The organism is Xanthomonas sp. MUS 060 (assembly GCF_000963215.1).
In the GTDB taxonomy this organism is placed as follows: Bacteria; Pseudomonadota; Gammaproteobacteria; order Xanthomonadales; family Xanthomonadaceae; genus Xanthomonas_A.
This window is the reverse complement of the sequence record NZ_JZIM01000008.1, coordinates 50,177-74,542: the sequence shown is the minus strand read 5'-3', so window position 1 is coordinate 74,542 and position 24,366 is coordinate 50,177. Positions and strand designations below refer to the sequence as shown.

Annotated in this window: 28 protein-coding genes and 3 pseudogenes; 14 read left to right on the top strand and 17 right to left on the bottom strand. The window is 63.7% G+C overall.

Translation table 11 applies throughout. The features are described 5' to 3' along the window. Positions 1-343 precede the first annotated feature (343 nt). Positions 344-1,471, top strand: coding sequence for a pyridoxal phosphate-dependent aminotransferase (locus XANALMUS060_RS09970; protein ID WP_045738261.1), 1,128 nt, complete (start codon positions 344-346; stop codon positions 1,469-1,471). A 137-nt stretch (positions 1,472-1,608) separates the two neighbouring features. Here XANALMUS060_RS09970 and zipA read toward each other — a convergent pair whose 3' ends face one another. From zipA to rpsF, 5 genes are all read right to left on the bottom strand, one after another. Next, positions 1,609-2,325, bottom strand: a complete 717-nt coding sequence (zipA, locus tag XANALMUS060_RS09965) for a cell division protein ZipA (RefSeq protein WP_045727663.1) — start codon at positions 2,323-2,325, stop codon at positions 1,609-1,611. A 57-nt stretch (positions 2,326-2,382) separates the two neighbouring features. Then, positions 2,383-5,886 (bottom strand): chromosome segregation protein SMC, encoded by a 3,504-nt coding sequence (smc, locus tag XANALMUS060_RS09960; protein ID WP_045738260.1) that lies wholly within the window; start codon positions 5,884-5,886, stop codon positions 2,383-2,385. Positions 5,887-6,163: 277 nt separating this feature from the next. After that, on the bottom strand, positions 6,164-6,613 hold the full coding sequence (gene rplI / locus XANALMUS060_RS09955; RefSeq protein WP_045727665.1) for a 50S ribosomal protein L9: 450 nt from the start codon (positions 6,611-6,613) through the stop codon (positions 6,164-6,166). Between the two features lie 165 nt (positions 6,614-6,778). After that, on the bottom strand, positions 6,779-7,009 hold the full coding sequence (gene rpsR, locus XANALMUS060_RS09950; RefSeq protein ID WP_002804494.1) for a 30S ribosomal protein S18: 231 nt from the start codon (positions 7,007-7,009) through the stop codon (positions 6,779-6,781). An 11-nt stretch (positions 7,010-7,020) separates the two neighbouring features. Continuing rightward, positions 7,021-7,455, bottom strand: a complete 435-nt coding sequence (gene rpsF / locus XANALMUS060_RS09945) for a 30S ribosomal protein S6 (protein WP_045738259.1) — start codon at positions 7,453-7,455, stop codon at positions 7,021-7,023. A 303-nt stretch (positions 7,456-7,758) separates the two neighbouring features. On the opposite strand from rpsF, the gene XANALMUS060_RS09940 reads away from it, so the two are divergent. Then, positions 7,759-8,583 carry a 4'-phosphopantetheinyl transferase superfamily protein gene (locus XANALMUS060_RS09940; RefSeq protein WP_052688143.1) on the top strand — a complete coding sequence of 275 codons (825 nt, stop codon included), beginning with the start codon at positions 7,759-7,761 and terminating at the stop codon, positions 8,581-8,583. A 40-nt stretch (positions 8,584-8,623) separates the two neighbouring features. Here the strand turns inward: XANALMUS060_RS09940 and XANALMUS060_RS09935 are convergent, their stop codons facing one another. Then, on the bottom strand, positions 8,624-8,968 hold the full coding sequence (locus tag XANALMUS060_RS09935) for an iron-sulfur cluster assembly accessory protein (RefSeq protein WP_045738258.1): 345 nt from the start codon (positions 8,966-8,968) through the stop codon (positions 8,624-8,626). A 127-nt stretch (positions 8,969-9,095) separates the two neighbouring features. On the opposite strand from XANALMUS060_RS09935, the gene asnS reads away from it, so the two are divergent. The 4 genes from asnS to XANALMUS060_RS09915 are packed head-to-tail and all read left to right on the top strand — an operon-like array spanning position 9,096 to position 11,768. After that, positions 9,096-10,496: an asparagine--tRNA ligase gene (gene asnS / locus XANALMUS060_RS09930; RefSeq protein ID WP_045738257.1), complete on the top strand. Its 1,401-nt coding sequence runs from the start codon at positions 9,096-9,098 to the stop codon at positions 10,494-10,496. Positions 10,497-10,518: 22 nt separating this feature from the next. Next, positions 10,519-10,824 carry a hypothetical protein gene (locus XANALMUS060_RS09925; RefSeq protein ID WP_045738256.1) on the top strand — a complete coding sequence of 102 codons (306 nt, stop codon included), beginning with the start codon at positions 10,519-10,521 and terminating at the stop codon, positions 10,822-10,824. After that, the gene (locus tag XANALMUS060_RS09920) at positions 10,821-11,135 is read left to right on the top strand and encodes a hypothetical protein (RefSeq protein WP_045727669.1); all 315 of its coding nucleotides are present in this window, start codon (positions 10,821-10,823) and stop codon (positions 11,133-11,135) included. The genes XANALMUS060_RS09925 and XANALMUS060_RS09920 overlap by 4 nt, the downstream gene beginning before the upstream one ends. A 9-nt stretch (positions 11,136-11,144) precedes the next feature. Then, a complete protein-coding gene (locus tag XANALMUS060_RS09915) occupies positions 11,145-11,768 on the top strand; it encodes an FMN-binding negative transcriptional regulator (RefSeq protein ID WP_045738255.1) in 624 nt (207 codons plus the stop codon). Here XANALMUS060_RS09915 and XANALMUS060_RS09910 read toward each other — a convergent pair. Next, a pseudogene (locus XANALMUS060_RS09910) lies at positions 11,747-12,313 on the bottom strand (response regulator transcription factor); the annotation flags it as partial. The gene XANALMUS060_RS09915 and the pseudogene XANALMUS060_RS09910 overlap by 22 nt on opposite strands. Between XANALMUS060_RS09910 and XANALMUS060_RS20965 the strand changes: the two are divergent. From XANALMUS060_RS20965 to XANALMUS060_RS09895, 3 genes are read left to right on the top strand one after another with little or no spacing between them, the layout of a single operon-like run. Then, positions 12,278-12,463 carry a hypothetical protein gene (locus XANALMUS060_RS20965; protein WP_152640459.1) on the top strand — a complete coding sequence of 62 codons (186 nt, stop codon included), beginning with the start codon at positions 12,278-12,280 and terminating at the stop codon, positions 12,461-12,463. The pseudogene XANALMUS060_RS09910 and the gene XANALMUS060_RS20965 sit on opposite strands and share 36 nt — an antisense overlap. Further along, the gene (locus XANALMUS060_RS09900; RefSeq protein ID WP_045727669.1) at positions 12,460-12,774 is read left to right on the top strand and encodes a hypothetical protein; all 315 of its coding nucleotides are present in this window, start codon (positions 12,460-12,462) and stop codon (positions 12,772-12,774) included. The genes XANALMUS060_RS20965 and XANALMUS060_RS09900 overlap by 4 nt, the downstream gene beginning before the upstream one ends. Positions 12,775-12,783: 9 nt before the next feature. Further along, positions 12,784-13,407 (top strand): FMN-binding negative transcriptional regulator, encoded by a 624-nt coding sequence (locus tag XANALMUS060_RS09895; protein ID WP_045738255.1) that lies wholly within the window; start codon positions 12,784-12,786, stop codon positions 13,405-13,407. Here XANALMUS060_RS09895 and XANALMUS060_RS09890 read toward each other — a convergent pair. The 10 genes from XANALMUS060_RS09890 to XANALMUS060_RS09845 all read right to left on the bottom strand — a co-directional run bounded on the left by XANALMUS060_RS09890 (position 13,386) and on the right by XANALMUS060_RS09845 (position 19,772). Further along, on the bottom strand, positions 13,386-14,132 hold the full coding sequence (locus XANALMUS060_RS09890; RefSeq protein WP_235430440.1) for a response regulator transcription factor: 747 nt from the start codon (positions 14,130-14,132) through the stop codon (positions 13,386-13,388). The genes XANALMUS060_RS09895 and XANALMUS060_RS09890 overlap by 22 nt on opposite strands. 323 nt (positions 14,133-14,455) lie before the next feature. After that, entirely contained in the window at positions 14,456-15,358 is a 903-nt protein-coding gene (locus tag XANALMUS060_RS09885; protein WP_200894036.1) for a hypothetical protein, read from the bottom strand. Positions 15,359-15,528: 170 nt separating this feature from the next. Next, positions 15,529-16,302, bottom strand: a complete 774-nt coding sequence (locus XANALMUS060_RS09880; RefSeq protein WP_045738253.1) for a hypothetical protein — start codon at positions 16,300-16,302, stop codon at positions 15,529-15,531. A 48-nt stretch (positions 16,303-16,350) separates the two neighbouring features. Further along, positions 16,351-16,545 carry a hypothetical protein gene (locus XANALMUS060_RS09875; protein WP_045738252.1) on the bottom strand — a complete coding sequence of 65 codons (195 nt, stop codon included), beginning with the start codon at positions 16,543-16,545 and terminating at the stop codon, positions 16,351-16,353. Beyond that, on the bottom strand, positions 16,538-17,140 hold the full coding sequence (locus XANALMUS060_RS17515; RefSeq protein WP_052688141.1) for a hypothetical protein: 603 nt from the start codon (positions 17,138-17,140) through the stop codon (positions 16,538-16,540). The genes XANALMUS060_RS09875 and XANALMUS060_RS17515 overlap by 8 nt, the downstream gene beginning before the upstream one ends. Further along, complete coding sequence (locus XANALMUS060_RS09865; RefSeq protein ID WP_045738251.1) at positions 17,133-17,591, bottom strand: hypothetical protein; 459 nt, start codon at positions 17,589-17,591, stop codon at positions 17,133-17,135. Before XANALMUS060_RS09865 ends, XANALMUS060_RS17515 begins: the two co-directional genes overlap by 8 nt. Next, the gene (locus XANALMUS060_RS09860) at positions 17,591-17,851 is read right to left on the bottom strand and encodes a hypothetical protein (protein ID WP_045738250.1); all 261 of its coding nucleotides are present in this window, start codon (positions 17,849-17,851) and stop codon (positions 17,591-17,593) included. Before XANALMUS060_RS09860 ends, XANALMUS060_RS09865 begins: the two co-directional genes overlap by 1 nt. A 46-nt stretch (positions 17,852-17,897) precedes the next feature. Then, positions 17,898-18,527: a DUF2589 domain-containing protein gene (locus XANALMUS060_RS09855; protein WP_045738249.1), complete on the bottom strand. Its 630-nt coding sequence runs from the start codon at positions 18,525-18,527 to the stop codon at positions 17,898-17,900. Positions 18,528-18,544: 17 nt separating this feature from the next. Continuing rightward, complete coding sequence (locus tag XANALMUS060_RS09850; RefSeq protein ID WP_200894032.1) at positions 18,545-19,123, bottom strand: DUF2589 domain-containing protein; 579 nt, start codon at positions 19,121-19,123, stop codon at positions 18,545-18,547. Between the two features lie 109 nt (positions 19,124-19,232). Beyond that, complete coding sequence (locus tag XANALMUS060_RS09845; protein ID WP_045738248.1) at positions 19,233-19,772, bottom strand: glycosyl hydrolase 108 family protein; 540 nt, start codon at positions 19,770-19,772, stop codon at positions 19,233-19,235. Positions 19,773-19,990: 218 nt separating this feature from the next. Between XANALMUS060_RS09845 and can the strand changes: the two genes are divergently transcribed. The 5 genes and pseudogenes from can to XANALMUS060_RS09820 all read left to right on the top strand — a co-directional run. Beyond that, a complete protein-coding gene (can, locus tag XANALMUS060_RS09840; protein ID WP_045738247.1) occupies positions 19,991-20,653 on the top strand; it encodes a carbonate dehydratase in 663 nt (220 codons plus the stop codon). A 37-nt stretch (positions 20,654-20,690) separates the two neighbouring features. Continuing rightward, positions 20,691-21,218, top strand: a complete 528-nt coding sequence (locus XANALMUS060_RS09835; RefSeq protein WP_045738246.1) for a 3-hydroxyanthranilate 3,4-dioxygenase — start codon at positions 20,691-20,693, stop codon at positions 21,216-21,218. Between the two features lie 30 nt (positions 21,219-21,248). Continuing rightward, positions 21,249-23,384, top strand: coding sequence for an FUSC family protein (locus tag XANALMUS060_RS09830; protein WP_045738245.1), 2,136 nt, complete (start codon positions 21,249-21,251; stop codon positions 23,382-23,384). A gap of 31 nt (positions 23,385-23,415) precedes the next feature. After that, positions 23,416-24,030: pseudogene (locus XANALMUS060_RS09825) on the top strand (kynureninase); the annotation flags it as partial. After that, positions 24,030-24,356: pseudogene (locus XANALMUS060_RS09820) on the top strand (3-hydroxyanthranilate 3,4-dioxygenase); the annotation flags it as partial. The pseudogenes XANALMUS060_RS09825 and XANALMUS060_RS09820, both read left to right, overlap by 1 nt. Positions 24,357-24,366 lie beyond the last annotated feature (10 nt).

Genomic DNA, 24,366 nt, shown 5'->3' with positions numbered 1-24,366 from the left:
GGCGATAGTAGCTGGCGCGTCGGCATGGCGGAACGTTCGGCAAACCGAAACACCGGACACGGAGCCGGCAAAAACCCGATTGCCGTGCTTGATCGATAGCATGACGCTCCTTGTTCAGGATGGCGCGTTGGGTGCTCGCAGTTGCATCGGATCCGCATTGGGCATCCACGCGGCAGGTAAAACCGCCGAAGTCCGGTTCAATCAAGGCAGGCCCGCTCGCAATGAGATGGGCACCAAGGACTGAAGCGATGTCCGTTCTGCGAACTCGACTTCATCAGTGCACCTCTGGTTACCCTAGGATGAATGGAGCGTTGGCGTTACCCCCTTCGCCCTGGAGCATCTAGTGTCCTTACCGGTATCGCGTCGTTCGTTTCTGTCTCTCGCCACCTCTGGTCCGACGCTCGGTGCCGTGGGCCTGGCCCCAACAGCCGAGGCGGCTCGGCGCAAGCTCTCTGCCGCAGCGGCCACAACCAGCGTAGCACCGGCCACCGGGACGGTGTATCTGAACTTCAACGAATGCCCACTCGGCCCCTCGCCTGCCGCACTGGAGGCCGTGCAAGCGATCCTGCCACGCGCCGGCCGCTACCTGTTGGAGTTGTCCGACACGCTGGTCACCGCATTCGCTGGCCAAGCACATTTACCCAGCGACCACGTGGCGGTCTATCCAGGGTCCAGCGAAGCACTGGCGCGCGCCGCACGCGCGTTCACCTCCGCGCGCGCCAGCGTGGTGGTGGCCGATCCGACGTTCGAGACGGTGGCCGATGTCGCCGCTGCGCAAGGTGCGCCGGTGCGGCGGGTGACGTTACGCGCCGACGGCGCACACGACGTCAAGGCCATGGCCGGCGCCGATCCGAACGCCGGGCTGATCTATCTGTGTAATCCGAACAATTCGACCGGCTCGATCACCCCGCGTGCCGAGATCGAATGGCTACTGCACAACAAGCCCGCTTCCAGCGTGCTATTGGTCGACGAAGCCTATTTCCACTACAGCGAACAGCCATCGGTGATCGACCTGATCGACCAGCGCCAGGATCTGCTGGTGCTACGGACTTTCTCCAAGATCTACGGTATGGCCGGCCTGCGCCTGGGCCTGGCGGTCGCTTCGCCAGGGCTGCTCGGCAAGCTCGCCGGCTTCGGCCAAAACCCGGTGGCGATCACCGCAGCGGCGGCGGGCATCACCAGTTTGAGCGATGGGCAATTGGTGCAGGTACGGCGTGCCGAAAACGCACGCATCCGCGACGCCACCATCGCCTGGCTGAAGAGCAAGGGCTACGCCTGTTTACCCTCGCAGGCCAACTGTTTCATGGTCGACGTCAAGCACGATGGCAAGGCCTTCGCGGCGGCGATGGCCAATCACGAGGTGATCGTGGGGCGCACCTGGCCGAGCTGGCCGACGCGCGTGCGCGTGATCGTCGGCACCGAGGCGGAGATGCTGCGCTTCCGCGATGCGTTCATGCAGGCACGCAAGTAACTCGGCACGGCAGGCAAGATCGTGTTCGCCCGCAATGGCGGATCGGTCCAATGTCGCGGTCGCGGCCGTGGCGCCAGCAAACACGACAGTGCCACACGCGCCAGGCGAAGCCTCAGAAGCTCGCCGTTGCCCAGCGCCTACCAGCGCGGGGTCTTGGTCAGCGGCGGCGCTTGGTGTTGGCGATCGTAGGCACGCAGATCGTCGCGAATGTGGGCGATACGCTGGCGACCAAGCGCATTGCGGCTATCGTCCAGGACCACGCCGTCGAGTAGTTCGCCCATGCGCTGCACGGTCGGCAGCATCTTCTCCCAGGCATCGAGCGCGGTCAGCGGTGCCGGCAAGGTGAGGAAGAAGGCAATCGCCGGGGTCTGCATCTCGCGGATGTTGGCCATATCGAAACTGCCTGGCTTCATGATGCTCGCCATGCTGAAGATGGGACCACGCTCTGGATGGCCTTCGACCAGACGGTGGAACACGTCCATGTGCCCGAACACCAGCCCGGTCTTCTCGGCGGCGACCACGATGTCCTCGCCGCGCAACATCTGGCCGGCACGCGCGGCGACATACAGCGAGACGATCTTGTCGAAATCCTGGCTCGGCCGTTTGCCGAGTTCGGTCCCCAGTGATTCGACCGCCGGCAGGCCCAATTCGGATTGGCGCGCCTGACCATCCAGATCGGCATCGGACAGCGCGGTGTCGCCGAGGGAGGGCTCGCGGCGCGGGCTGGCAGGGTCGTTCGCTTCCACGCGCCGGCCCTGGCTCGGTTTCTTCGGACGACCGAACACAAAGATCGCCGCAATCAACAGCAAACCAACAGCGAGGATGCCGATGCGTAGCATTGCCATGTCGGACATTCAGGGGGTACTCCGGCAAGGGTGCACAGAAATGTAAAGTCGCTTTAGCATGTCACGTCAGGCCGCGCCCGCCAAACGCGCGGCCTCTTCCAAGTCCACGCTGACCAGGCGGCTGACGCCCGGTTCGCGCATGGTGACACCGCTGAGCTGGTGCGCCGCTTCCATCGTCGCCTTGTTGTGGCTGACGAACAGGAACTGCACTTTTTCGCTCATTTCCTTGACCATCGCCGCCAGACGGCCGACGTTGGCCTCGTCCAGTGGCGCGTCGACCTCGTCGAGCAGGCAGAACGGCGCGGGATTGAGCTGGAAAATCGCGAACACCAGCGCCACGGCGGTCATCGCCTTCTCGCCACCGGACAACAGCGAAATGCTGGACACCCGCTTGCCTGGCGGCCGCGCCATGATGGCCACGCCGGTGTCGAGCAGGTCTTCGCCGGTGAGTTCCAGATAGGCATGGCCGCCGCCGAACAGGCGCGGATACAGCGCCTGCACACCGGAATTGACGCGATCAAAAGTATCCTTGAAGCGGCCACGGGTCTCGCGGTCGATCTTGCGGATCGCTTCTTCCAGCGTTTCCAACGCCGTGTTCAGGTCCACATCCTGCGCTTCCAGGTACTCCGCGCGCTGCGCGGCCTCGCCGTATTCGCTGATCGCTGCAAGGTTGACCGGTTCCAACCGGCGCATGCGCGCATCGATCTGCTGCACCGCCTGCTCCCATTCGCTGGGATCGGCATGTTCGGGCAAGCCATTGATGACGTCTTCCAGCACGAAGCCGGCCTTGACCACCGCCTCTGACAGTTGCTCGGCATTGAGCACCAGTGCCTGCTGATCGAGTCGGCGCTGGGCGATACGCTCGCGCTGCGCCAAGGCGTGTTCGTCGCGCTGCTGGCGGGTCTGCTCCAACCCACGCAGTTCGTTGTCGATTCCATCCAACTGCGCGCGCGCCTCGCCCAGCACGCGGTCGGTGCGCACGCGCTCGCTCAGCGCGGCCTGGTGTTCGGCTTGCAGCGCCTGCACCGGCGAGTCGCCTTCATTGAGTTGTGCGCTGAGTTCGCCCAGGCGCGTATCCAATTGCCCACGCTGGTTGCCCATGCGCTCCAGCGCCTGACTGAGCGAGGCGATCTGGGTACGCTGCGATTCCAACGTCAGCGCCAGTGCGTGCGAAGCCTCGCGCACCCGGCGAGCGGCGTCACGGGCCAGATCCCGCGCTTCGGTGAGTTGGCGGCGCTCGCTTTCCAGCGCCTGCCGGAGCGACTCCAGGTCGCCCATGCTGGTCACCGCGTCTTCCAGCTTGGAGCGCGCCTCGCGCGCCTGCGCGCGGCTGGTGTCCAGGGTTTCCAGCAACTGTGCGATTTCGATCTCGATCCGCTCGATGCGGGTACGCGCGGCATCGACCTTGCCTTGCTGGCTCTGCAATTGCCCGGCCAGCTCGGAAACGCTGCGATGGGCCAGGTACAACTGGCGCTGCGCGTCCTCACGCTGCTGCTCGCCAGCCAGCAACTGGTCGCGTAAATCCGCCAGACGCCGCTCCAATTCGGCTTCGCGGTCCTGCAACGCGTCGATCTGCCCGCGCAAGGTCTGGATCTGACGTTCGCGCAGCAGCGCGCCCTGCTTGGCGGCGCCGGAGCGCGACACACGCAGCCAGCCATGTCCCAGACGCGCGCCATCGCGGGTGATGATCGCATCGCCCTCGCTCAGTTGCGGCAAGAGCGCGCGCGCGGCGACCAGATCCTCCGCCGCGTGCAGGCGCGCCAGCAGTCGGCGGATCGCCAGCGGCCCCTGCACCTTGCACGCCAACGAGGTCGGTGCGAATTGTGCGGCGCTCGCGTCATCGCTGACCAGGGCGATGCGGCCCTCGCCGAGTTCGCTCAACGCATCGACCAAACTCTCCGGCGCTTCCACCAGCACGCCTTCGATCAACTGCCCGAGCGCGCTTTCGACCGCGTTCTCCCAGCCGCTTTCCACGCTGAGTCGCTCGCCCACGCGCGCCGCCGAATCCAGCCCGCGCGCCTGCAGCCACGCCACCGCAGCGCCCTGTTCCTGGCCCAAGGCAGCCTGCTGCAAGGTTTCCAGCGACGACAAGCGACCGCGCGCAGCCTGCGCCTGCTTGCGCACGTCGGCCAGTTCCGTCTGCGCGCTACGCTGCTGCTCCTGTAACGCCGCCACCGCCTGCTTGCGCGCCTCGACCTGCTCATTCAGACCATCCAGGGCGGCACGTTGGGTCTCGTGCTGTAATTGCAGTTGCTCGAAGGCCTCCGCCAGCGCATCCAGGTCCAACCCGGCGCGTTCGGTCGATAGCGCTTCGCGGCGGCGCTCGGCCTCCAGCGACTGTCGGTCCAGATAATCGACACGGGTGCGCTCCACCTCGCCGGCACGCGAAGCCTCGGCGGTATGCCGTTGATGCGATTCCCAGCGCTGTTGCCAGTCGGCCAGGCGCGCTTCGGCATCGCGTAGAGCGTCCTGCTTGTAGGTGTTGTCTTCCTGCAGTTGTTCCAACTGGGGGCCAGCAACATCCACCGATTCGCGTAGCAACGCTAGCTTGGCCTCATCGCTGCCGATGTGCTGACCGAGTTCGGCCAGCGCCAGTTGCGCCTCGTCGCGCGCCTTGTGCAAGCGTTGCGAGAGATCGCGCTGGTGCTGAATCTGCTGTTCGATCCGGGCCAAGGTGCTGCCGACCTTGTAGACCTCGGCTTGCGCGGTGCTGAGCGCCTCGGCGGCTTCTTCGCGACGCACGCGCCCGGTCTCGATGCGCGCTTCGGCATCGCGTTGTTCGGCGATCAGTTGCTGCAGCCGGGTTTCCTCCTGATCCAGCGCCTCGCGCAGCCCCTGCAGACGTCCGTCCAGACCGCGGTACCCCAGTGCTTTCCATTGCGCATCCTTGATCCGCCGCTCTTCCTGCAACGCCTGATATTGCTCGGCCTGACGCGCCTGACGTTTGAGATGTTCAAGTTGCTTGCCGATCTCTTCGCGCAAGTCGCCCAGGCGTTCAAGGTTCTCGCGGGTATGGCGGATGCGGGTCTCGGTTTCCTTGCGCCGCTCCTTGTATTTGGAGATGCCGGCGGCTTCTTCCAGGTACACGCGCAGGTCTTCCGGGCGCGCCTCGATGATCTGGCTGATCATGCCCTGTTCGATGATCGAATAGCTGCGCGGCCCCAGGCCGGTGCCCAGGAACAGATCGGTGATGTCGCGGCGACGACACTTGGTGCCGTTGAGCGAGTAGCTGCTGCTGCCATCGCGGCTGACCTGGCGCTTGACCGAGATCTCGTTGAACGCGGCGTACTCACCGGCGATGGTGTGATCGGAATTGTCGAAGATCAACTCGACCGTGGCCTGCGACACCGGCTTGCGCGCCGAGGAACCAGAAAAAATCACGTCGGTCAGCGAATCGCCGCGCAGACGGCTGGCCGAGCTTTCGCCCATCACCCAGCGCACCGCGTCGATGATGTTCGACTTGCCGCAGCCGTTCGGACCGACGATGCCGGTCATATTGGTCGGCAGGTGCAGCGTGGTCGGATCGACGAAGGACTTGAAGCCGGACAGCTTGATGGTCGACAGGCGCATGAGGCGGGGAATCCATGGCAAGTGCTGCCGGCATCCCGACACGCGCTGCCGCTAATGAAAATCCAGGTAAAGTCCTACGTCCAACCGATTGATGCGCTTGCATCGACGGGCTGGAGACAGACGCGGGCCACTGAGTATAGCGGCCCCTGCGCACGGTGGGGCCAGCGGCATCGGAAAGGCCCCAACCTGGGCCAGCCTTGGGCACCACCGCACATGCGGATCCAGAAACGACACGGGCACCTTGCGGTGCCCGTGTCGGTGAAACCAGGTACGGCGATCAAGCTTCCGCTTCGACCACGACCTTGACTGTGGTTTCCACATCGGCGTGCAGGCGCACCAGCACCTCGTATTCGCCGATATTGCGGAACGCGCCTTCGCCCAGCACCACTTCGCCCTTCTCCAGCGGCATACCCGCTGCGGTGAAGGCCTCGGCGATATCGCGCGGGCCGACCGAGCCGTACAGCTTGCCTTCGGTGGAGGCGTTGGCCTTGACTGTCACGCTGGCACCTTCCAGCTTGGCAGCGCGGGCGTTGGCGTCGTCGTGGATGGCCTTGGCCTTGGCTTCGTATTCGGCGCGCTTGGCTTCGAATTCGGCGATGTTGGCGGCGGTGGCCGGCACCGCCTTGCCCTGCGGCACCAGGTAGTTGCGGCCGTAACCCGGCTTGACGTCGACTTTGTCGCCGAGGCCGCCCAGGTTGGTGACTTTCTGCAGAAGAATCAATTGCATGGGATTGCTCCGTTATTCGTTAGCGGTGGCATGCGGCCACCGCAACGCGTGCTGTCCGAATAGGACGGGATTGGATTGCACGGAGTCGGCCATGTCCCCGACCGACACCCGGCTGTTGTTTCGCTCGCCGCACACGCAAATGCGTGCGCTTGCGAACGACTCGGATCAAACGTCGTGGTTGTCCGTGTACGGGATCAGCGCCAGGAAACGCGCACGCTTGACCGCCGTGGCCAGCTGACGCTGGTACTTGGACTTGGTGCCGGTCACGCGGCTCGGCACGATCTTGCCGTTCTCGGTGAGGTACTGGCGCAGGGTGTTGAGATCCTTGTAGTCGATCTCTTTGACGCCCTCGGCGGTGAATTTGCAGAATTTGCGACGACGGAAGAACTTGGACATGGACGTGCTCCTTAGGCGGCTTCGACGGCGTCGCCGTCGGCTTCGTTGGCGGTGGCGGATACATCGCCATCGTCGTCGTCGCGACGACGACGCTCACCACGGTCGGGCTTGTCGCCCTTCTCGTCCTTGCTCTTCATGATCAGCGACTGCTCGGTGTCGGCAGCATCGCGCTTGATCGCCAGGTGACGCAGCACGGCGTCGTTGAAGCGGAAGCTTTCGAGCAGCTCGCTCAGCACAGCCTGATCCACTTCGATGTTGAGCATGACGTAGTGCGCCTTCACCAGGTTCTGGATCGGGTAGGCCAACTGCCGACGGCCCCAGTCTTCCAGACGGTGAATGGTGCCGCCGCCATTCTCGACCAGCGACTTGTAGCGCTCGATCATGGCGGGGACTTGCTCGCTCTGGTCCGGATGGACCAGGAACACGATTTCGTAATGACGACTCATGTGGTTGCACCTTTCGGATGTGGCCCGAGGGCCGGTCAGCCCCCCGCAGGTGGCGGTGGAGCAAGGGTTCCCGCCTCAATCGACGCAGGAAGCCAGAAATTATGGCAGTCTCCTTCGCGAATGACAAGGTCACGCGCCCGCGACGCTCGCCCTGCTCCGCTTCATCTATCGTCTTGCATCACTCCCACAGAGCATCGACTCCAGGTCCGGCGGCGGGCAGTGGCGATTCTGCGACACTAGCGCAATGTTACCGCCAACATTCGCCTCCACGGCCCTCGGCGCAACCCGGCACTCAATCATGTCGTGCCGCTGCGGCAGGCGCTGGAACTCCTGCCGTCTCAAACGATGAACGCGCAGTCGCAGAGCGCCGCCTGCTTGAGCGTGGGTCAGCCATTGCGGCTGTCGTTAGCGCCGGAATTGCTTTCAGCCACACGCAGTGCCCACCGCCATTTGCTCGATGATGGCACGGCGCTGTACCTGTTGGGGTTCGATGCCACGCAGTTCGATCCACAGGCTTTCGCGGCAATGGCGATCGCCTGCCCGGACAGCATTGCCCGCAGCGTGCGCAAGCGTCAGGCCGAGTTTCTGTTCGGCCGTCTGGCCGCGCGATTGGCGCTGCAAGAGGTGCTGGGGTCTGCACAAGCGCAGGCAGACATTGCAATCGGCGCGACGCGCGCACCCTGCTGGCCTGCCGGTAGCCTGGGCAGCATTTCCCATTGCGACGAGTACGCGGCCGCCATCGCCGTGGCGGCCAGCACCCGCCAAGGCGTCGGCATCGACCTGGAACGCATGATCGCGCCTAGCGCACGCGCGGCATTGCTGAGCATCGCCATCGATGCCGACGAAGCGGCGCGTCTGGCAAAGGCGGCCGACGCGCAGTGGTCGCACGACCTGCTGCTGACCGCACTATTTTCGGCCAAGGAGAGCTTGTTCAAAGCCGCCTACGGCGCGGTTGGACGCTACTTCGACTTCAGCGCGGCACGCCTGTGCGACATCGACCTGGCACGGCAACGCCTGCATCTGCGCCTCACCGAAACACTCTGCGCGCAATTCGTGGCCGCGCAAGTGTGCGAAATCAGCTTCGCGCGCCTGTCGCCAGAGCTGATATTCACCCACTACGCTTGGTGAGAGACGAACCGTCATGCCCGCCAGCGGCGGCGCATCACACTCAGGACGCCGCGTGCGCCACGTCGGTGGTGAAGCTCTCGCCGCAGCCACACTCGGCTGTGGCATTGGGATTGCGGAATACGAAGGTCTCGCCCAGGCCCTGCTTGGCGAAGTCGATTTCGGTGCCATCGACCAAGCGCAGGCTGGCGGCATCGACATAAATGCGCACCCCGTCCTGCTCGAACACCGCATCGTCCGTGCGCGCCTCGCGCGCCAGATCGGTCACGTGCCCCCAACCGGAACAGCCGGTGCGCACCACGCCGAAACGTAGCCCCAGCGCACCGGGAGTCTGGGCAACGAAACGCTGCACACGGGCAAACGCGGCGGGGGTGAGGCGGATGGCCATGGCGAACGACTCCAACGACTGCGATAGGACATTATACGGCCGATGCCCGCGACGCCTCGCAAGCGCAACGCTCCAGCCAGTACACTTGTTCATTCCATATCGAGCCGCTGCGGCGAGGATTCAAGTCATGACGGTGGTGAGCGTTGAACATGCGCTGACGGGGAAGATCCCGGTCGGCGGCGAAGTGACCGTCCGCGGCTGGGTCCGTACCCGTCGCGATTCCAAGGCGGGGCTGTCCTTCGTCAATGTCAGCGACGGTTCCTGCTTCGCGCCGATCCAGGTGGTGGCTCCGGCCGAATTGCCCAACTACGAATCGGAAGTCAAGCGACTGACCGCCGGCTGCGCGGTGATCGCGCGCGGGCATCTGGTCGCCTCGCAAGGCCAGGGCCAAAGCTTCGAGATCCAGGCCGCGAGCATCGAAGTATTGGGCTGGGTCGAAGATCCGGAGACCTACCCGATCCAACCCAAAGCGCATTCGCTGGAATTCCTGCGTGATGTGGCGCACCTGCGCCCGCGCACCAATCTGTTCGGCGCGGTGACCCGGATCCGCAACTGTCTGGCGCAAGCGGTACACCGCTATTTCCACCAGAACGGCTACCACTGGATCAGCACGCCGATCATCACCACCTCCGACGCCGAGGGCGCCGGACAGATGTTCCGCGTCTCCACCCTGGACCTGGCCAACCTGCCACGCGACAGCAAGGGGCAGGTCGATTTCGGTCGCGACTTCTTCGGTAAGGAAACCTTCCTGACCGTCTCCGGCCAGCTCAATGTCGAGGCCTACTGTCTGGCGCTGAGCAAGGTTTACACCTTCGGCCCGACCTTCCGCGCCGAGAACAGCCATACCACCCGCCATCTGGCCGAATTCTGGATGATCGAGCCGGAGATCGCCTTCGCCGATCTGGCCGAAGACGCGCGGGTCGCCGAAGATTTCCTCAAATTCCTGTTCCGCGCGGTGTTGGAGGAGCGTGGCGACGACCTGGCATTCCTTGCCGAACGTGTCGACAAAACCGCCATCAGCAAGCTGGAGACGTTCGTCAATTCGCCGTTCGAGCGCATCGAATACACCGATGCGATCGGCCTGCTGCAACGGTCCGGGCAGACGTTCGAGTTCCCCGTGGAATGGGGCCTGGATCTGCAGACCGAGCACGAGCGCTGGCTGACCGAGCAACACGTCGGCCGCCCGGTGGTGGTGACCAACTATCCCGAGCACATCAAAGCTTTCTACATGCGCCTGAACGAGGACGGCAAGACCGTGGCGGCGATGGACGTGCTGGCCCCGGGCATCGGCGAGATCATCGGCGGCAGCCAGCGCGAAGAGCGCCTGGATGTGCTGGATACGCGCATGCTGCAATTCGGCCTGGACCCGCAGCACTACGGCTGGTATCGCGACTTCCGCCGCTACGGCACGGTGCCGCATGCCGGCTTCGGCCTGGGCTTCGAGCGTCTGGTGGTCTACGTGTGCGGCCTGAGCAACATCCGCGACGCCATTGCCTACCCGCGCGCGCCGGGTAGCGCTGAATTCTGAGGCCATTGGGAGAGGACGCGCCATGATCCTGTTCTTCGCGCTGTGTTTCGTCGGCGTGGCGATCGCCGGGGCCAGCGCGTTCCTGATCTTCTGGCCGTTGACCCTGGTGCACATCCGCGACCGCCACCGGCCACTGGTTGAGGCGTTCGGACAGGGCGCCTTTCTCAAGCCCATTGCGCTGGGCTGGCTACTGACCCGGCGCTATCGCCCGCTCGGCGACCGCGCGCTCTCCGGGTTGGCGACGCCGGCGTGGCTGTCGCTGCTGACCATCTTTTTCGGCCTGGGCATGGCGGCCATGCTCTGGCTGCTCTCCATGGTGACCCAATGACCTCAAACGACTCCACCCACGATCAGTGGTACCTGGCCAGCCTCGGCCGCCTGCTGGTGTGGGCGCGCCTGCGCGTGCGCGCTGCCGGCACCGCCGAGGTGCTGGACAGCGACGGCAACACCCTCAGCTACGACAGCGAAGACAGCGCGCGCGCCGCGCTGTTCGACGCCGAGTTCGTCGCCTTCGACGGCCTGGACGAGGACGACGCCCGAGCGCGCGGTTTCTCCCTGGAAGAGATATCGCCACCACAAGCCAAGGACGATGCCAGCCTGCGTGGGCGCATGACCCAGAGCCTGGGCGCGCGGGCCTAAACGCCAACGATGCACGTCCCACCCGCGTTCGCCGAAACCGATCTGCGCGCGCTCGACTGGCTGATCGCACACGATCCCTTTATCACCCTGGTGACCGTCGCCGACGGCCTGCCCTGTGCCACGCCCTTGCCGGTGCTGTACCACCGCGATGGCGCGCATCTGCTGATCGAAGGCCATTGGGCACGCGCCAATCCGCAGTCGCGGCATCGCGGACCGGCCCTGATGATCGTGCACGGCCCGCATGCCTATATCTCGCCGAGCTGGTATCCGGACAAGGAGGCGATGACACGAGTACCGACATGGAACTACGCCACCGCGCACTTGCATGGCTGCCTGCAAAGCAGCGACGAGGAAACGTTGCTGGCTGATGTGGTCGCGCGGCTGAGTGAATGCCACGAGCATGCACTGGGGAGCGACTGGCGCTATGAGCCCGACAACGACGCGCACAGACATATGTTGCGCGGCATCGTCGGCTTCCGTTTCGAGGTCGAACGCGTGGAGTTGAAACTCAAGCTCAATCAGAATCATCCCATCGTCAACCAGCAGGCTGTACATGACGCGTTACAGGCGCAGACCGATCCAAGTGCGCAGGCGGTGGCGGCGCTGATGCGTCAACGGTTGACGCCGGACTGAGCACCACATCGCTCAACCGCAGTGGCTGGCCGGTCCATATACTGGGTGGTCTGCGCGTGGCGAGCGCCGGCATGGCCGCCGTCCAGCGGCGACAATCCCTCGCGGATGGCATAGCGGGTCAATTGCGCGATGCTCTGCATGCCCAGCTTGAACATGATGTGCTCGCGGTGGGTACCGATCGTCTTGACACTGATATGCAGCCGCGCAGCGATGTCCTTGGTCGATAACCCCTCGGACAGCAATTGCACGATCTCGCGCTCGCGCGAGGTCAACAGTGTGTAAGCCGAGGCCGCATCGCCGGGCGGACAGCGGTATTCGCTGACCAGCGATTGCGACAGCGCCGGGCTGATGTACAACTGATCGTTTCTAACTTGCTGGATGGCACGCAGTAATTCGTGAAAGGTGCTGTTACGTGCCAGGTAGCCTTTGGCTCCGGCGTCGATGACCGCTCGCACGTTGGCTGCCGCATCGGAGGCGGCGATGCAGATCGCCTTGCTCTGCGGACTGCGTTGCAACAACCGACGCGTGGCTTCGATTCCATTCAAGCGGGCTGGCTACTGACCCGGCGCTATCGCCCGCTCGGCGACCGCGCGCTCTCCGGGTTGGCGACGCCGGCGTGGCTGTCGCTGCTGACCATCTTTTTCGGCCTGGGCATGGCGGCCATGCTCTGGCTGCTCTCCATGGTGACCCAATGACCTCAAACGACTCCACCCACGATCAGTGGTACCTGGCCAGCCTCGGCCGCCTGCTGGTGTGGGCGCGCCTGCGCGTGCGCGCTGCCGGCACCGCCGAGGTGCTGGACAGCGACGGCAACACCCTCAGCTACGACAGCGAAGACAGCGCGCGCGCCGCGCTGTTCGACGCCGAGTTCGTCGCCTTCGACGGCCTGGACGAGGACGACGCCCGAGCGCGCGGTTTCTCCCTGGAAGAGATATCGCCACCACAAGCCAAGGACGATGCCAGCCTGCGTGGGCGCATGACCCAGAGCCTGGGCGCGCGGGCCTAAACGCCAACGATGCACGTCCCACCCGCGTTCGCCGAAACCGATCTGCGCGCGCTCGACTGGCTGATCGCACACGATCCCTTTATCACCCTGGTGACCGTCGCCGACGGCCTGCCCTGTGCCACGCCCTTGCCGGTGCTGTACCACCGCGATGGCGCGCATCTGCTGATCGAAGGCCATTGGGCACGCGCCAATCCGCAGTCGCGGCATCGCGGACCGGCCCTGATGATCGTGCACGGCCCGCATGCCTATATCTCGCCGAGCTGGTATCCGGACAAGGAGGCGATGACACGAGTACCGACATGGAACTACGCCACCGCGCACTTGCATGGCTGCCTGCAAAGCAGCGACGAGGAAACGTTGCTGGCTGATGTGGTCGCGCGGCTGAGTGAATGCCACGAGCATGCACTGGGGAGCGACTGGCGCTATGAGCCCGACAACGACGCGCACAGACATATGTTGCGCGGCATCGTCGGCTTCCGTTTCGAGGTCGAACGCGTGGAGTTGAAACTCAAGCTCAATCAGAATCATCCCATCGTCAACCAGCAGGCTGTACATGACGCGTTACAGGCGCAGACCGATCCAAGTGCGCAGGCGGTGGCGGCGCTGATGCGTCAACGGTTGACGCCGGACTGAGCACCACATCGCTCAACCGCAGTGGCTGGCCGGTCCATATACTGGGTGGTCTGCGCGTGGCGAGCGCCGGCATGGCCGCCGTCCAGCGGCGACAATCCCTCGCGGATGGCATAGCGGGTCAATTGCGCGATGCTCTGCATGCCCAGCTTGAACATGATGTGCTCGCGGTGGGTACCGATCGTCTTGACACTGATATGCAGCCGCGCAGCGATGTCCTTGGTCGATAACCCCTCGGACAGCAATTGCACGATCTCGCGCTCGCGCGAGGTCAACAGTGTGTAAGCCGAGGCCGCATCGCCGGGCGGACAGCGGTATTCGCTGACCAGCGATTGCGACAGCGCCGGGCTGATGTACAACTGATCGTTTCTAACTTGCTGGATGGCACGCAGTAATTCGTGAAAGGTGCTGTTACGTGCCAGGTAGCCTTTGGCTCCGGCGTCGATGACCGCTCGCACGTTGGCTGCCGCATCGGAGGCGGCGATGCAGATCGCCTTGCTCTGCGGACTGCGTTGCAACAACCGACGCGTGGCTTCGATTCCATTCAAGCCCGGTAGCATCACATCCATCAGCACGATATCAGGATGCTGTTTGGTCACCAGTTGCACGCACTCCAGGCCGTCGGCGGCATCACCGACCACATCGATGTCCGGAGTATTTTTCAGCAGGGCTACCATCCCCTCCAACACAATGCTGCGTTCGGCGGCAATCACGATACGTGTTTTCATTCGTTACCTGTCTTGGCAATGGATCTCCAAACGCTCGCGAGCGCGTAACAACACGCGTCCCCTGCGCCACTTTTTCAACCGATGCGACAGTGTCATCCACGTCTACGTGGTGCCACCAGCTTGTCACGCCGGGCAATGGCGACCATCGGCTTCAAGCTGATATGGATGACGAGGACGACTGAACTTGTGCGAATCAGCGCATTCGTCTCGCTGTGTAGACACTATCGCCGATGGAACAACCGAAGTGCCACATGAAAATGCGCGTATCGCTGGCAATTAGGCATGGCATACATCCTGGTCATATACACCAGTATCGCGCGCACTCACTCCGCTGCAGGTGGTAACGGAAGTCGTGCGACTTCGTTTTGCAACATGGCGCGGGCGAAATCGGCAAGCCGTTGCTGGATCGTCGCAGGCGACATGCCCGTGTCGATCGACTGCTGCATGGCCATCAACTGCGCGGCCAACTCTCCCTGCCAGCGCATGCGTTCGTTATCGCCACTGGCACGCTGCACTTCCAATATGGCCTGTGCTTGTGCCGACGCATCGCCACGCACCAACGTCTCCATCGAATCAACCAGGCGTTGCAGCAATCGGTACACCGCTGTTGCGGAAAAACCACCCAACATCGCCATGGTCGGCTTGCCGAACGTGCGCATGCCGCCACTCTCGAAAAGATCCCGGGGCAACACTTCCACGAGGATCAAGCCGGCGATCAGGCCCAGAATCATGCGTGCGCCATAGGAGGCATCGTATTTGGGGTCGTAGGTGGCATTGGCGACGTAACGATGCACCTGGAACAACGAGGAAAACGAAGCGCCCAGACCAGCGCAGAACAACAGGAACAGGGCATTCCACAACAACACGCGGCCGGAAGATTCCAAAAAGCCAAGGCGCACGTTATCTGCGCTCACCTTGCTGGACAGCGCCGAGGCGACCAGAGCAAACAGAAAAAACAGCGACGTGACGGTCAACGCGCGCACCAGCGGCAACGGGCCGAGCAGACTCGCCCAATGCCGACGACGGCGCTCGGCATCGAGCAGAAACACCGCCTGCGGCGTCGCCGGACGGATGATCTGTGCAAGGCGTCGGTGCGTCAGCGCCAGTTCGTGCGCGTAATGTTCACTGGTCTCCATACCAGGCAAGGCGCTCTCCAGCAGGATCGACAGACGTGCGATCAATTCGGCAGGCACGGCCATGCCGTGCTCCAGCACATAGCGCGCCATCGCTTCGCACTCCACCCGCAGTTGCGCCAGGATGCCCGCAGGCGGCACCCGCGCAGGCTGGACACCGACTCCGGCCAACCAACGCCGCAGCGAGGCGGCCAGTGGCTTGATCCACACGCGCATTGCAAGACTCCTGGACAGAAATGCTGGTCGGCGGGTTGCCAAGCCCATCAATCTGTACTGGAGGCGTGCTCCAGCTTGCCCATTTCCACCGGCGCTCCTGCACGATCGTAGAGTTGCAGCAAGACCTGCCCATCTGGTGCTTTGCGCAGTTCAAGCGTGCCGTCGCTCAAACGTCGGCAATAGCCTGCATCGCTGGGATCAAGGGAATAGAGCCAGCGACCCTCGCCGGTTCCTGCGTAGCGTGCCTGCAGCATGCACAACCGTGGCTCGCGATAACGCAGCACGACCGTCGGCACACCAGGCGCCTGTGCTATCGCATTCACCGTCATCTGCACCTGCACCGAATCGCGACCGTTTTCTGGCTGTAGCGAGCCATACCACTGCCCCTGCAGCGGACTGGGTTGGCCCGGATCGGCATGCAGAACTACCGGCAATGATTGTCCATCAATGGACAGTCGCAAATCATCGCCAATGCGTTGCACGGTCAAGCGCTTGCCCATCATTTTGTCGCAATATGCACCGCCATTGATCGAATTCAGGGTGAAACTCCCCGCCTCGCGCGGCTGCACCTGCAACGCACAATTCAGCGGCGAACCGAAATTCAACAAGGACTTACCCCCCTGTTGCGTCAGGCGAACGGCCACCAGGCGCTGTGAATCGAGCGCAAGGCTGCCGCGCCATTCCCCGGCAGGCAGTGCATTGGCGGTTATTGCGGGGGTGGACGCCGACAGCGACGGCGAAGCCGCGACGAACAACGGCAGCGCCAACCACAGCGACATCCGGAGAGAAACACGCGAAAAAGCATACGAACGGATATTCATGCGACGCTCCTTATTTATATGGGTAACCCTGAGAATCACAGTGACGATTCACCATGGCCGATCGCGGACAAAAACCAGTGCCAACAATGCCGCCATCGCCAACAGCGCGGCAACCCAACAGCCAAGCCGACGTCGAAATCGGCGCTGGCGCTGTGTCCGCGCCAGCGACAACACATCGATGTGTAATGTTCGGCACCAGTGGTCGGTCTCCTTGCGCGAGAGCATGAACACGTGTTTACGCATGTTCTGACTCCGCTGAGCGATCATCCGGGTTTGAATCGGCGGATAGATTCCATAACTTGACGCATTGTCCATCGAACAGCACCTCACCCACCGGCGCTTGGGTGCCATGAAACAGAACCTGCAGGCGATGACCTGGCCGCCGTGGCCGCTGGGAGAGTACATGAAGCAGCAAACGTGGAGCCTCTCCGGGAATCTCCAGCACGTCCAACTCCACATCGAACGACAACGCCAGTTGACCGATCTGCGGCAACTGCCAGACGCGCAATTCCCATAACGGGATCTGCAGTGGCGGTGCTCCAGGCTCGACCGCCGCGACCTGCAATACGTCATCGCTACCGAAGCAGGCACGTAGCGCTTGCGCATGACGGACACGGCAACGGCACTGCGCATCCAATAATGCAGCCGATAGACCCTGCAACAACAAAACCAGTGCCAACAATGCCGCCATCGCCAACAGCGCGGCAACCCAACAGCCAAGCCGACGTCGAAATCGGCGCTGGCGCTGTGTCCGCGCCAGCGACAACACATCGATGTGTAATGTTCGGCACCAGTGGTCGGTCTCCTTGCGCGAGAGCATGAACACGTGTTTACGCATGTTCTGACTCCGCTGAGCGATCATCCGGGTTTGAATCGGCGGATAGATTCCATAACTTGACGCATTGTCCATCGAACAGCACCTCACCCACCGGCGCTTGGGTGCCATGAAACAGAACCTGCAGGCGATGACCTGGCCGCCGTGGCCGCTGGGAGAGTACATGAAGCAGCAAACGTGGAGCCTCTCCGGGAATCTCCAGCACGTCCAACTCCACATCGAACGACAACGCCAGTTGACCGATCTGCGGCAACTGCCAGACGCGCAATTCCCATAACGGGATCTGCAGTGGCGGTGCTCCAGGCTCGACCGCCGCGACCTGCAATACGTCATCGCTACCGAAGCAGGCACGTAGCGCTTGCGCATGACGGACACGGCAACGGCACTGCGCATCCAATAATGCAGCCGATAGACCCTGCAACAACAAATCGAAATCGCAGCGCAACTTGCGCATCATTCGCCCTTCATCCAGCCAGGCTTGCGCGGAAATCCCACGTGGTAGCACAGCCACTGCATCACCACCTGATGTTCACCGACTTGCAACACGGCGAAATTCTTTTCGGTACCGATGATCGCTCCTTTCGGCGAATCGCTCAGGCAACGATTGAGCAAGGCCCGCGCGGCCTCAATCTGTTCGGGCGTTTGCATCTGCGTCGGGTTGTCGCTACCGACCACGACCCGTTTGACGAACTTGACTTCAGTAAGATCGAACATCGTTGACGAGTTCCCCGACGAGATGGTTCAACAGACCGCTACGCCCTTAAGCGGCGACTGACACTGGCGCGCCGACCTTGCGCGGCGCCACCGAGCTTTGCAGGATGTCCATCACCCGCGCCAGGCCTTCGGGCATGCCCTTGTCCTCGGCGTGTACCGACACGTGGTACTTGGCCGAGTTGTCGGAGCTGCGCGTGTTCTCCTTGTGCGTGGCGACCGACCCCTGGATGTTGACCTTGGCCTTGAACATGCCCCAGCCGAATTCCATTTCCGCCGATAACGATGCCTGGGCGTCGGTGGAAGACTTCTCGGAAAAGGACGACTTCACTTCCATGTCGAAGGTGATGTCCACCGTCTGAATACTCAAACTCGGCACGTTGACGATGGCCAGCAGCGGCACCTCCAGCTCCACCTCTTCTTCGGCGATGCCGCCAGGGTGAGCCGGGTCGTCGACTGGTCGTTTGAAACGGAAGCTGGCGGTGCGCGTGCCGCCTTGCGCTTGTGGATCGGTGCTGCCGGCAGGCGGCGGCAGAAAGCCAATGACACGGATGAAATCGGCAGTGGCACGGGCCAGTTTGACCTGTGCTTCGCAGGCCGCATCCAGTGGACCGCCGATCAGGTCGCCCATCGGCAGACCCTTGAACTGGCTGGACATATTGACGAGTTCGTCAGGCATAGCAGTGACTCCTTAACTTAGGTAGTGGAATTGGTGACATCGTCCGTGCCCGCGACGTCTGGCTTGTCGGCCATGACCGTCTTGAACACGCCCTGCGTCTGCGCCAGATGGTTCAGCAATCTGGCCGCTCCGTCAGTGGGTTCGGTTCCTTCCACGCGCAGCACGACATGGACGGAACTCTGGCGCTGGCTCTTGGCGCTGGCGGAGGTATCCACGCGCACACTGGATTTCGTGGCGGTGCGCTTGGCCTGCCAGGCGCCGCGCGGAGTGGCCGGCTCCGGCGCGAAGAATCCATCGGCCGACTGCAGCCCACCCAGATCGCCGAGTTGCGCGTCGAAACTGATCTCCACATCCTTGATCCGCAACACGTTGGTCGAAACCAGCGGCAGCAACGGTGCGCGGTAATAGTCCTCGTCGCCCTCGGCGGCCTGCGGATGCTGCGACGGCAGCCGAATGATGACGCTCTTGGGCCGGTGATACTCGTCGAAGTAATCACCGAGATTGGCCATCTGGTGCTGTGCGATGCGGTCCTGCGCCTCGATCACCGCGCCGGCCAGCGCTTCGATCAAGTCGTTCAATGCGGTCGGTCCAGCCATATTCGCTCCTGGAAAAAAAAGGCCGCCATCGGCGACGACAACGGATCGGCAACACTCGCGGCACAGGGATGCGCGCGGATGTTGCGATCGGCAGTGACACTGCCGACACTCAACTCAGATCGACAAACGCATCCACCCTGGCCAACCAACCCTTGAGAAACTTGCCAAGTGGCGGTCTCGCCGCGACCAGATGCTGGTAGTAATCACGGCGTCCCCGCTTGTAACGCATGTACAGATCACGCTGATCGGCCGCCATCACCGCTGCCAGCGTGGCTGGGCCGAGCTTGCCGTCGTCGATGAGTTGCAGTGCCGGTTTCTGCTCTTTGAGCACGCGCTGTAGCAATTTGATGGCGTGATTGCCCGCATTGACATAGAAGTCGAACACGATGTCGGCCAGCGGCTGCAGCACGATTGCGTCGCCATGTATCGCGTCCCAGTAGCACGTCTTATAGATCCGTCCCGCCTGCGCATCGGTGAGTGCACGCAGATTCTCCAGCGTGGGTTCCACCTGCAACAGATTCTTGGCGTAGAGGCGGAAGGTGGCGAGCGTGATGCCCTTGTTGGTGGCGCCACCGGGATCCTGCGGATCGTTGACGAAGCCGCCCTCGTGCCTGAGCAAGGTGGGAAAAAACGCGTTGAAGTCGGCCATGTGATCCTCCTGGAGTGCGCCGTGACAGGGCGTGGAGGAAGTCTGGTGAGCGGCCACGCGCAAGGGGATCGGCAAATATCCGATCCGGTGGTGCGCTGAGGCTGAGGCCGCGCTGCGGCGGAGGCGAGCAACGGCGCTCCATACGCCGGCGTGTCTGTGAAAATATGCAAACGCCGCCGCCGCACATTCGCGACGAGGTTCTGGGATAATGCCCAGCCATGAGCAAAATCGACCAGCTACTGCAAAACAACCGTAACTGGTCCGAGCGCATCAACCGTGAGGATCCCGAGTTCTTCAGCCGCCTGTCCAAGCAACAAACGCCACAATACCTGTGGATAGGCTGCTCCGACTCGCGTGTGCCAGCGAATCAGATCATCGACATGGCGCCGGGCGATGTATTCGTCCACCGCAATATCGCCAACGTAGTCGTGCATACCGACCTCAATTGCTTGTCGGTCATCCAGTTCGCGGTCGATGTATTGAAAGTACGACACATTCTGGTCGTCGGCCATTACGGCTGCGGCGGCGTGCATGCCGCCCTGACCCAGGCGCGCCTGGGCCTGGTCGATAACTGGATCCGCCACGTCACCGATGTGGCCGAGAAACACGAAAACTGCCTGCAACAAGCCGGCGACCTCGGCATGCAGCACGCACGCTTGTGCGAACTCAATGTCGTCGAGCAAGTGGTCAACGTCAGCCGCACCTCGATCGTGCGCGATGCTTGGTCACGTGGACAGGAGTTGACCGTGCACGGCTGGGTTTACAGCCTGCGCGACGGCCGCGTCAACGACCTGGGCATGGAGCTGGACTGCATCGAAGAGCTGGAACAGCGCTACACCGCCGCGCTAGCACGCATCAGCCAAGACCACCAAGAGCACTGAACCGCTCGCCGAACCTCGCCACCCAGGAATCCCCCGCATGCTGCCTGCCCCGCTGAACCTACACGCATGGATCGACGAACACCGGCATCTGCTCAAGCCACCGGTCGGCAACAAGTGCATCCATGCCGAGGACTTCATCGTGATGGTGGTGGGCGGGCCCAATGTGCGCACGGAGTTTCACTACGACGAAGGTCCGGAGTGGTTCTACCAGCTCGAAGGCGAGATGGTGCTAAAGAAGATCCAGGAAAACGATGCGGTACGCGAGATCCCGATCCGCGCCGGCGAAACCTTCCTGTTGCCACCGAAAGTGCCGCATTCGCCGCAGCGGCGACCCGACTCGGTGGGCCTGGTGATCGAACGTCGGCGCCTTCCGCACGAGAAAGATGGGCTGCTATGGTTCTGCCAGCAGTGCAACCACTTGCTGTACGAGGAATACTTCCCGCTGCAGAACATCGAGACCGATTTCCCACCGGTGTTCGCACGATTCTACGCCTCCGAGACCCTGCGCACCTGCGCACGCTGCGGGCACGTGCACCCGCTACCGGCGCCCGCTGCCGCGCCGTGAATCTTCTGCGCCAACCGCTCTCGGGCAACGATGCTACGTAGCCTGATCGCACTGAAGCCGCGCGACGTCCCGATGCGGGTCGCGTTGCGCAATACCGTCGCGGTGGTGGCACCGCTGGCACTGGGCGTGGCCAGCGGGCATGCCGCAATCGGCCTGGCTGTGGCCACCGGTGCGCTCAATACCATGTTCTCCGATTTGCCTGGTCCATACCGGGCCCGCATGCAGCGCATGTTGATGGCCGCGCTGGCGGCAGGCGTGGCTGCCCTGCTGGGCATGCTGATCGGTACGCAGACCCTGACGCTAGCGCTGGCCGCACTGGTGATGGGCTTGGGCGGCGGCCTGTTGGTCGCGCTGGGGCCGGTCGCGGCCAGGGCCGGGCTGACCAGCATGATCCTGCTGGTGGTCAGCGCCGACGTACACCTGCCTGCGATGCAAAGCCTGGGCGTGGCCGCACTGATCTTCGCCGGTGGCGTGGTGCAGATGCTGATGGCGCTCGCGGCATGGCCCCTGCAACGGTATCGCCCCGAGCGCTTCGCCCTGGCGGACCTGATGCGGCAAATCGCCGGCATTGCGCGTCAACGGCCCAATGCGAGCACAGTGGCACCGGCAACCGAAGCCGTGCTCGAAGCAATGGTGATGCTGCACGGAGAGCACCGTTCGCGCGGACTGGCAGTGCAGTCGTTACGCATCATCGCCGAACTCTGCGAACGCACGCGGCAAGAACTACTGACCCTGTCCGACCTGCACGGGCGTCTGGAGACGACCTCCCCGGCGCGAGTACCGATCGAGCGCGTGCTCGAGCGCAGCGCGGTCGTGCTGGACCAACTGGCCTATGCCATGGATAACGCCGCCGATCCCAAAGCCGCAGCCGACGCGATGACCGGCTTCGACGATCTTGTCGCAACGCTGGCACAGGTGCAGGCGCAAACCGAAGACACCCGCGAGCGCCGCCTGCTGCGTATCGCGGTGGCCCGCGTACAAGGACTCGGCGGGCAGTTACGCGCACTGGTCCGCAACGGCCACTGGGCCAGCAGCCGCGGCGAGATCCAGGCTGAACTGGCCGAGGCACGCCTGCCGGCCGCGCTGCGGCCAAGGGCGCCACTGCAAACCTTGCGCGCCAACCTGCGCATGTCCTCGGTCGCGTTCCGGCATGCGTTGCGCTGTGGTGTGTGCCTGGCGCTGGCGGTGCTGTTCGCGCGCTGGCAGGCGATCCCGCACGGCTACTGGATCCCGATGACCACCGCGATCGTGCTCAAGCCGGATTTCGGTGGCACCCTGCGCTTCGGCGCACTCCGCGTGGCAGGCACCCTCGTCGGGCTGCTGCTGGCCACCGTCCTGACCCACGCCGTGATGGACGGGACGGTGGTGCGTCTGCTGTTACTCACCCTCTTTTGCCTGGGCTTCCGTCTGCTGACCCAGGTCAACTACGGCCTCGGCGTGGCCTCGCTGACCGGCATGCTGGTGCTGCTGCTGTCCTTCGAGGGGATGGCCCCAGGCCAGGCCATCGGCGAACGCATCCAGGCCACCCTGCTCGGCAGCGCCCTGGCGCTGGTCGCTTACGCACTGTGGCCGACCTGGGAACGCCAACATCTGCGCGCCACGCTGGCGCAATTGCTGCTGACCTATCGCGATCATTTGGTCGCAGTGCTGGAAGGCCGCCTGCAGGCCCTGCCGGAAACCCGCGCCGCCGCACGCACCGCGCGCACCAATGTGCAAGCCTCGATCGAGCGGCTGCGTGGCGAACCGCGGCGCAAGCGCAACCTGCGCGAACTCACCCTGGCCGAATCGGTACTGGCCAACGGCAACCGTCTGATCCGCGCCTCACTGATGTTGGAAGCCGTACTGCGGGAAGCACCAGCGCAACCGGCACTACCGGAGTTGCAGCACTTCCACGAACAGGCCCACAGCGCCTTGACCCAACTGGCCGACAGCCTGCACGAGGGCACCCCACCAGCGCCGGCGACGCTGCGTGCCGACGAACGTCGCCTGGCCGAAGCGCTGGCCGCACATGCACACGAGGGGGCCGAGAACAGCGTGCTATCGGCCCTGGCCGATACCAGCGACCGTATCGCCGACAGCATCGGCACCCTGACCCACGTGCTGCGCAGCGCGCTCTTGCCGGGTGCGCCCAGCGGCCTCGACAAAGCCGCACTGCGCCAGCGTTAAACTCTTGCCCTGTTCCCGGAAACCACCGCCGATGCACGCGCCCCTGTCCCGCCAGCACGCCATCGCCCTCGACGCCGCCGACCCACTGCGTGCGCTACGGCAGCAATTTCTGTTCCCACAGCATCAAGGTGCCGACCAGGCCTATTTCGTCGGCAACTCCCTGGGCCTACAGCCACGCGGCGCAGGCGCCGCCGTGCAGGAAGTGCTGGACACATGGTCGACCCTGGCCGTGGAAGGCCATTTCAACGGTGCGACGCAGTGGATGAGCTACCACGAATTACTCGCCGCGCCACTGGCGCGCCTGGTCGGTGCGCAACCGCACGAAGTGGTGGCGATGAACACGCTGACGGTGAACCTGCACCTGCTGATGGTCAGCTTCTACCGCCCGACCCGCGAGCGCCCGGCGATCTTGATCGAAGCCGGTGCATTCCCCTCCGACCGGCATGCGGTCGTCTCGCAGATCCGCTTCCATGGCTTCGATCCGGCGACCGACCTGATCGAAGTGCAGCCCGACAGCGCCGACGGCACGGTGTCGCTGGAGGCGATCGCGCGCACCATCGACGAACACGCACCGCGCCTGGCGCTGGTGCTATGGCCCGGCGTGCAGTACCGCACCGGTCAGGCCTTCGATCTGGCCGCAGTGGCATCCAGGAAAACGATGCGGTACGCGAGATCCCGATCCGCGCCGGCGAAACCTTCCTGTTGCCACCGAAAGTGCCGCATTCGCCGCAGCGGCGACCCGACTCGGTGGGCCTGGTGATCGAACGTCGGCGCCTTCCGCACGAGAAAGATGGGCTGCTATGGTTCTGCCAGCAGTGCAACCACTTGCTGTACGAGGAATACTTCCCGCTGCAGAACATCGAGACCGATTTCCCACCGGTGTTCGCACGATTCTACGCCTCCGAGACCCTGCGCACCTGCGCACGCTGCGGGCACGTGCACCCGCTACCGGCGCCCGCTGCCGCGCCGTGAATCTTCTGCG

Excerpts from the sequence above, each read along its gene's own strand:
- zipA (WP_045727663.1), bottom strand. The coding sequence starts at position 2,325 with ATGTCCGACATGGCAATGCTACGCATCGGCATCCTCGCTGTTGGTTTG.
- smc (WP_045738260.1), bottom strand. The coding sequence starts at position 5,886 with ATGCGCCTGTCGACCATCAAGCTGTCCGGCTTCAAGTCCTTCGTCGAT.
- rplI (WP_045727665.1), bottom strand. The coding sequence starts at position 6,613 with ATGCAATTGATTCTTCTGCAGAAAGTCACCAACCTGGGCGGCCTCGGC.
- rpsR (WP_002804494.1), bottom strand. The coding sequence starts at position 7,009 with ATGTCCAAGTTCTTCCGTCGTCGCAAATTCTGCAAATTCACCGCCGAG.
- rpsF (WP_045738259.1), bottom strand. The coding sequence starts at position 7,455 with ATGAGTCGTCATTACGAAATCGTGTTCCTGGTCCATCCGGACCAGAGC.
- XANALMUS060_RS09935 (WP_045738258.1), bottom strand. The coding sequence starts at position 8,968 with ATGGCCATCCGCCTCACCCCCGCCGCGTTTGCCCGTGTGCAGCGTTTC.
- asnS (WP_045738257.1), top strand. The coding sequence starts at position 9,096 with ATGACGGTGGTGAGCGTTGAACATGCGCTGACGGGGAAGATCCCGGTC.
- XANALMUS060_RS09925 (WP_045738256.1), top strand. The coding sequence starts at position 10,519 with ATGATCCTGTTCTTCGCGCTGTGTTTCGTCGGCGTGGCGATCGCCGGG.
- XANALMUS060_RS09920 (WP_045727669.1), top strand. The coding sequence starts at position 10,821 with ATGACCTCAAACGACTCCACCCACGATCAGTGGTACCTGGCCAGCCTC.
- XANALMUS060_RS09915 (WP_045738255.1), top strand. The coding sequence starts at position 11,145 with ATGCACGTCCCACCCGCGTTCGCCGAAACCGATCTGCGCGCGCTCGAC.
- XANALMUS060_RS09900 (WP_045727669.1), top strand. The coding sequence starts at position 12,460 with ATGACCTCAAACGACTCCACCCACGATCAGTGGTACCTGGCCAGCCTC.
- XANALMUS060_RS09895 (WP_045738255.1), top strand. The coding sequence starts at position 12,784 with ATGCACGTCCCACCCGCGTTCGCCGAAACCGATCTGCGCGCGCTCGAC.
- XANALMUS060_RS09890 (WP_235430440.1), bottom strand. The coding sequence starts at position 14,132 with ATGAAAACACGTATCGTGATTGCCGCCGAACGCAGCATTGTGTTGGAG.
- XANALMUS060_RS09885 (WP_200894036.1), bottom strand. The coding sequence starts at position 15,358 with ATGGCGCGCTATGTGCTGGAGCACGGCATGGCCGTGCCTGCCGAATTG.
- XANALMUS060_RS09880 (WP_045738253.1), bottom strand. The coding sequence starts at position 16,302 with ATGAATATCCGTTCGTATGCTTTTTCGCGTGTTTCTCTCCGGATGTCG.
- XANALMUS060_RS09875 (WP_045738252.1), bottom strand. The coding sequence starts at position 16,545 with ATGCGTAAACACGTGTTCATGCTCTCGCGCAAGGAGACCGACCACTGG.
- XANALMUS060_RS17515 (WP_052688141.1), bottom strand. The coding sequence starts at position 17,140 with ATGCGTAAACACGTGTTCATGCTCTCGCGCAAGGAGACCGACCACTGG.
- XANALMUS060_RS09865 (WP_045738251.1), bottom strand. The coding sequence starts at position 17,591 with ATGCGCAAGTTGCGCTGCGATTTCGATTTGTTGTTGCAGGGTCTATCG.
- XANALMUS060_RS09860 (WP_045738250.1), bottom strand. The coding sequence starts at position 17,851 with ATGTTCGATCTTACTGAAGTCAAGTTCGTCAAACGGGTCGTGGTCGGT.
- XANALMUS060_RS09855 (WP_045738249.1), bottom strand. The coding sequence starts at position 18,527 with ATGCCTGACGAACTCGTCAATATGTCCAGCCAGTTCAAGGGTCTGCCG.
- XANALMUS060_RS09850 (WP_200894032.1), bottom strand. The coding sequence starts at position 19,123 with ATGGCTGGACCGACCGCATTGAACGACTTGATCGAAGCGCTGGCCGGC.
- XANALMUS060_RS09845 (WP_045738248.1), bottom strand. The coding sequence starts at position 19,772 with ATGGCCGACTTCAACGCGTTTTTTCCCACCTTGCTCAGGCACGAGGGC.
- can (WP_045738247.1), top strand. The coding sequence starts at position 19,991 with ATGAGCAAAATCGACCAGCTACTGCAAAACAACCGTAACTGGTCCGAG.
- XANALMUS060_RS09835 (WP_045738246.1), top strand. The coding sequence starts at position 20,691 with ATGCTGCCTGCCCCGCTGAACCTACACGCATGGATCGACGAACACCGG.
- XANALMUS060_RS09830 (WP_045738245.1), top strand. The coding sequence starts at position 21,249 with ATGCTACGTAGCCTGATCGCACTGAAGCCGCGCGACGTCCCGATGCGG.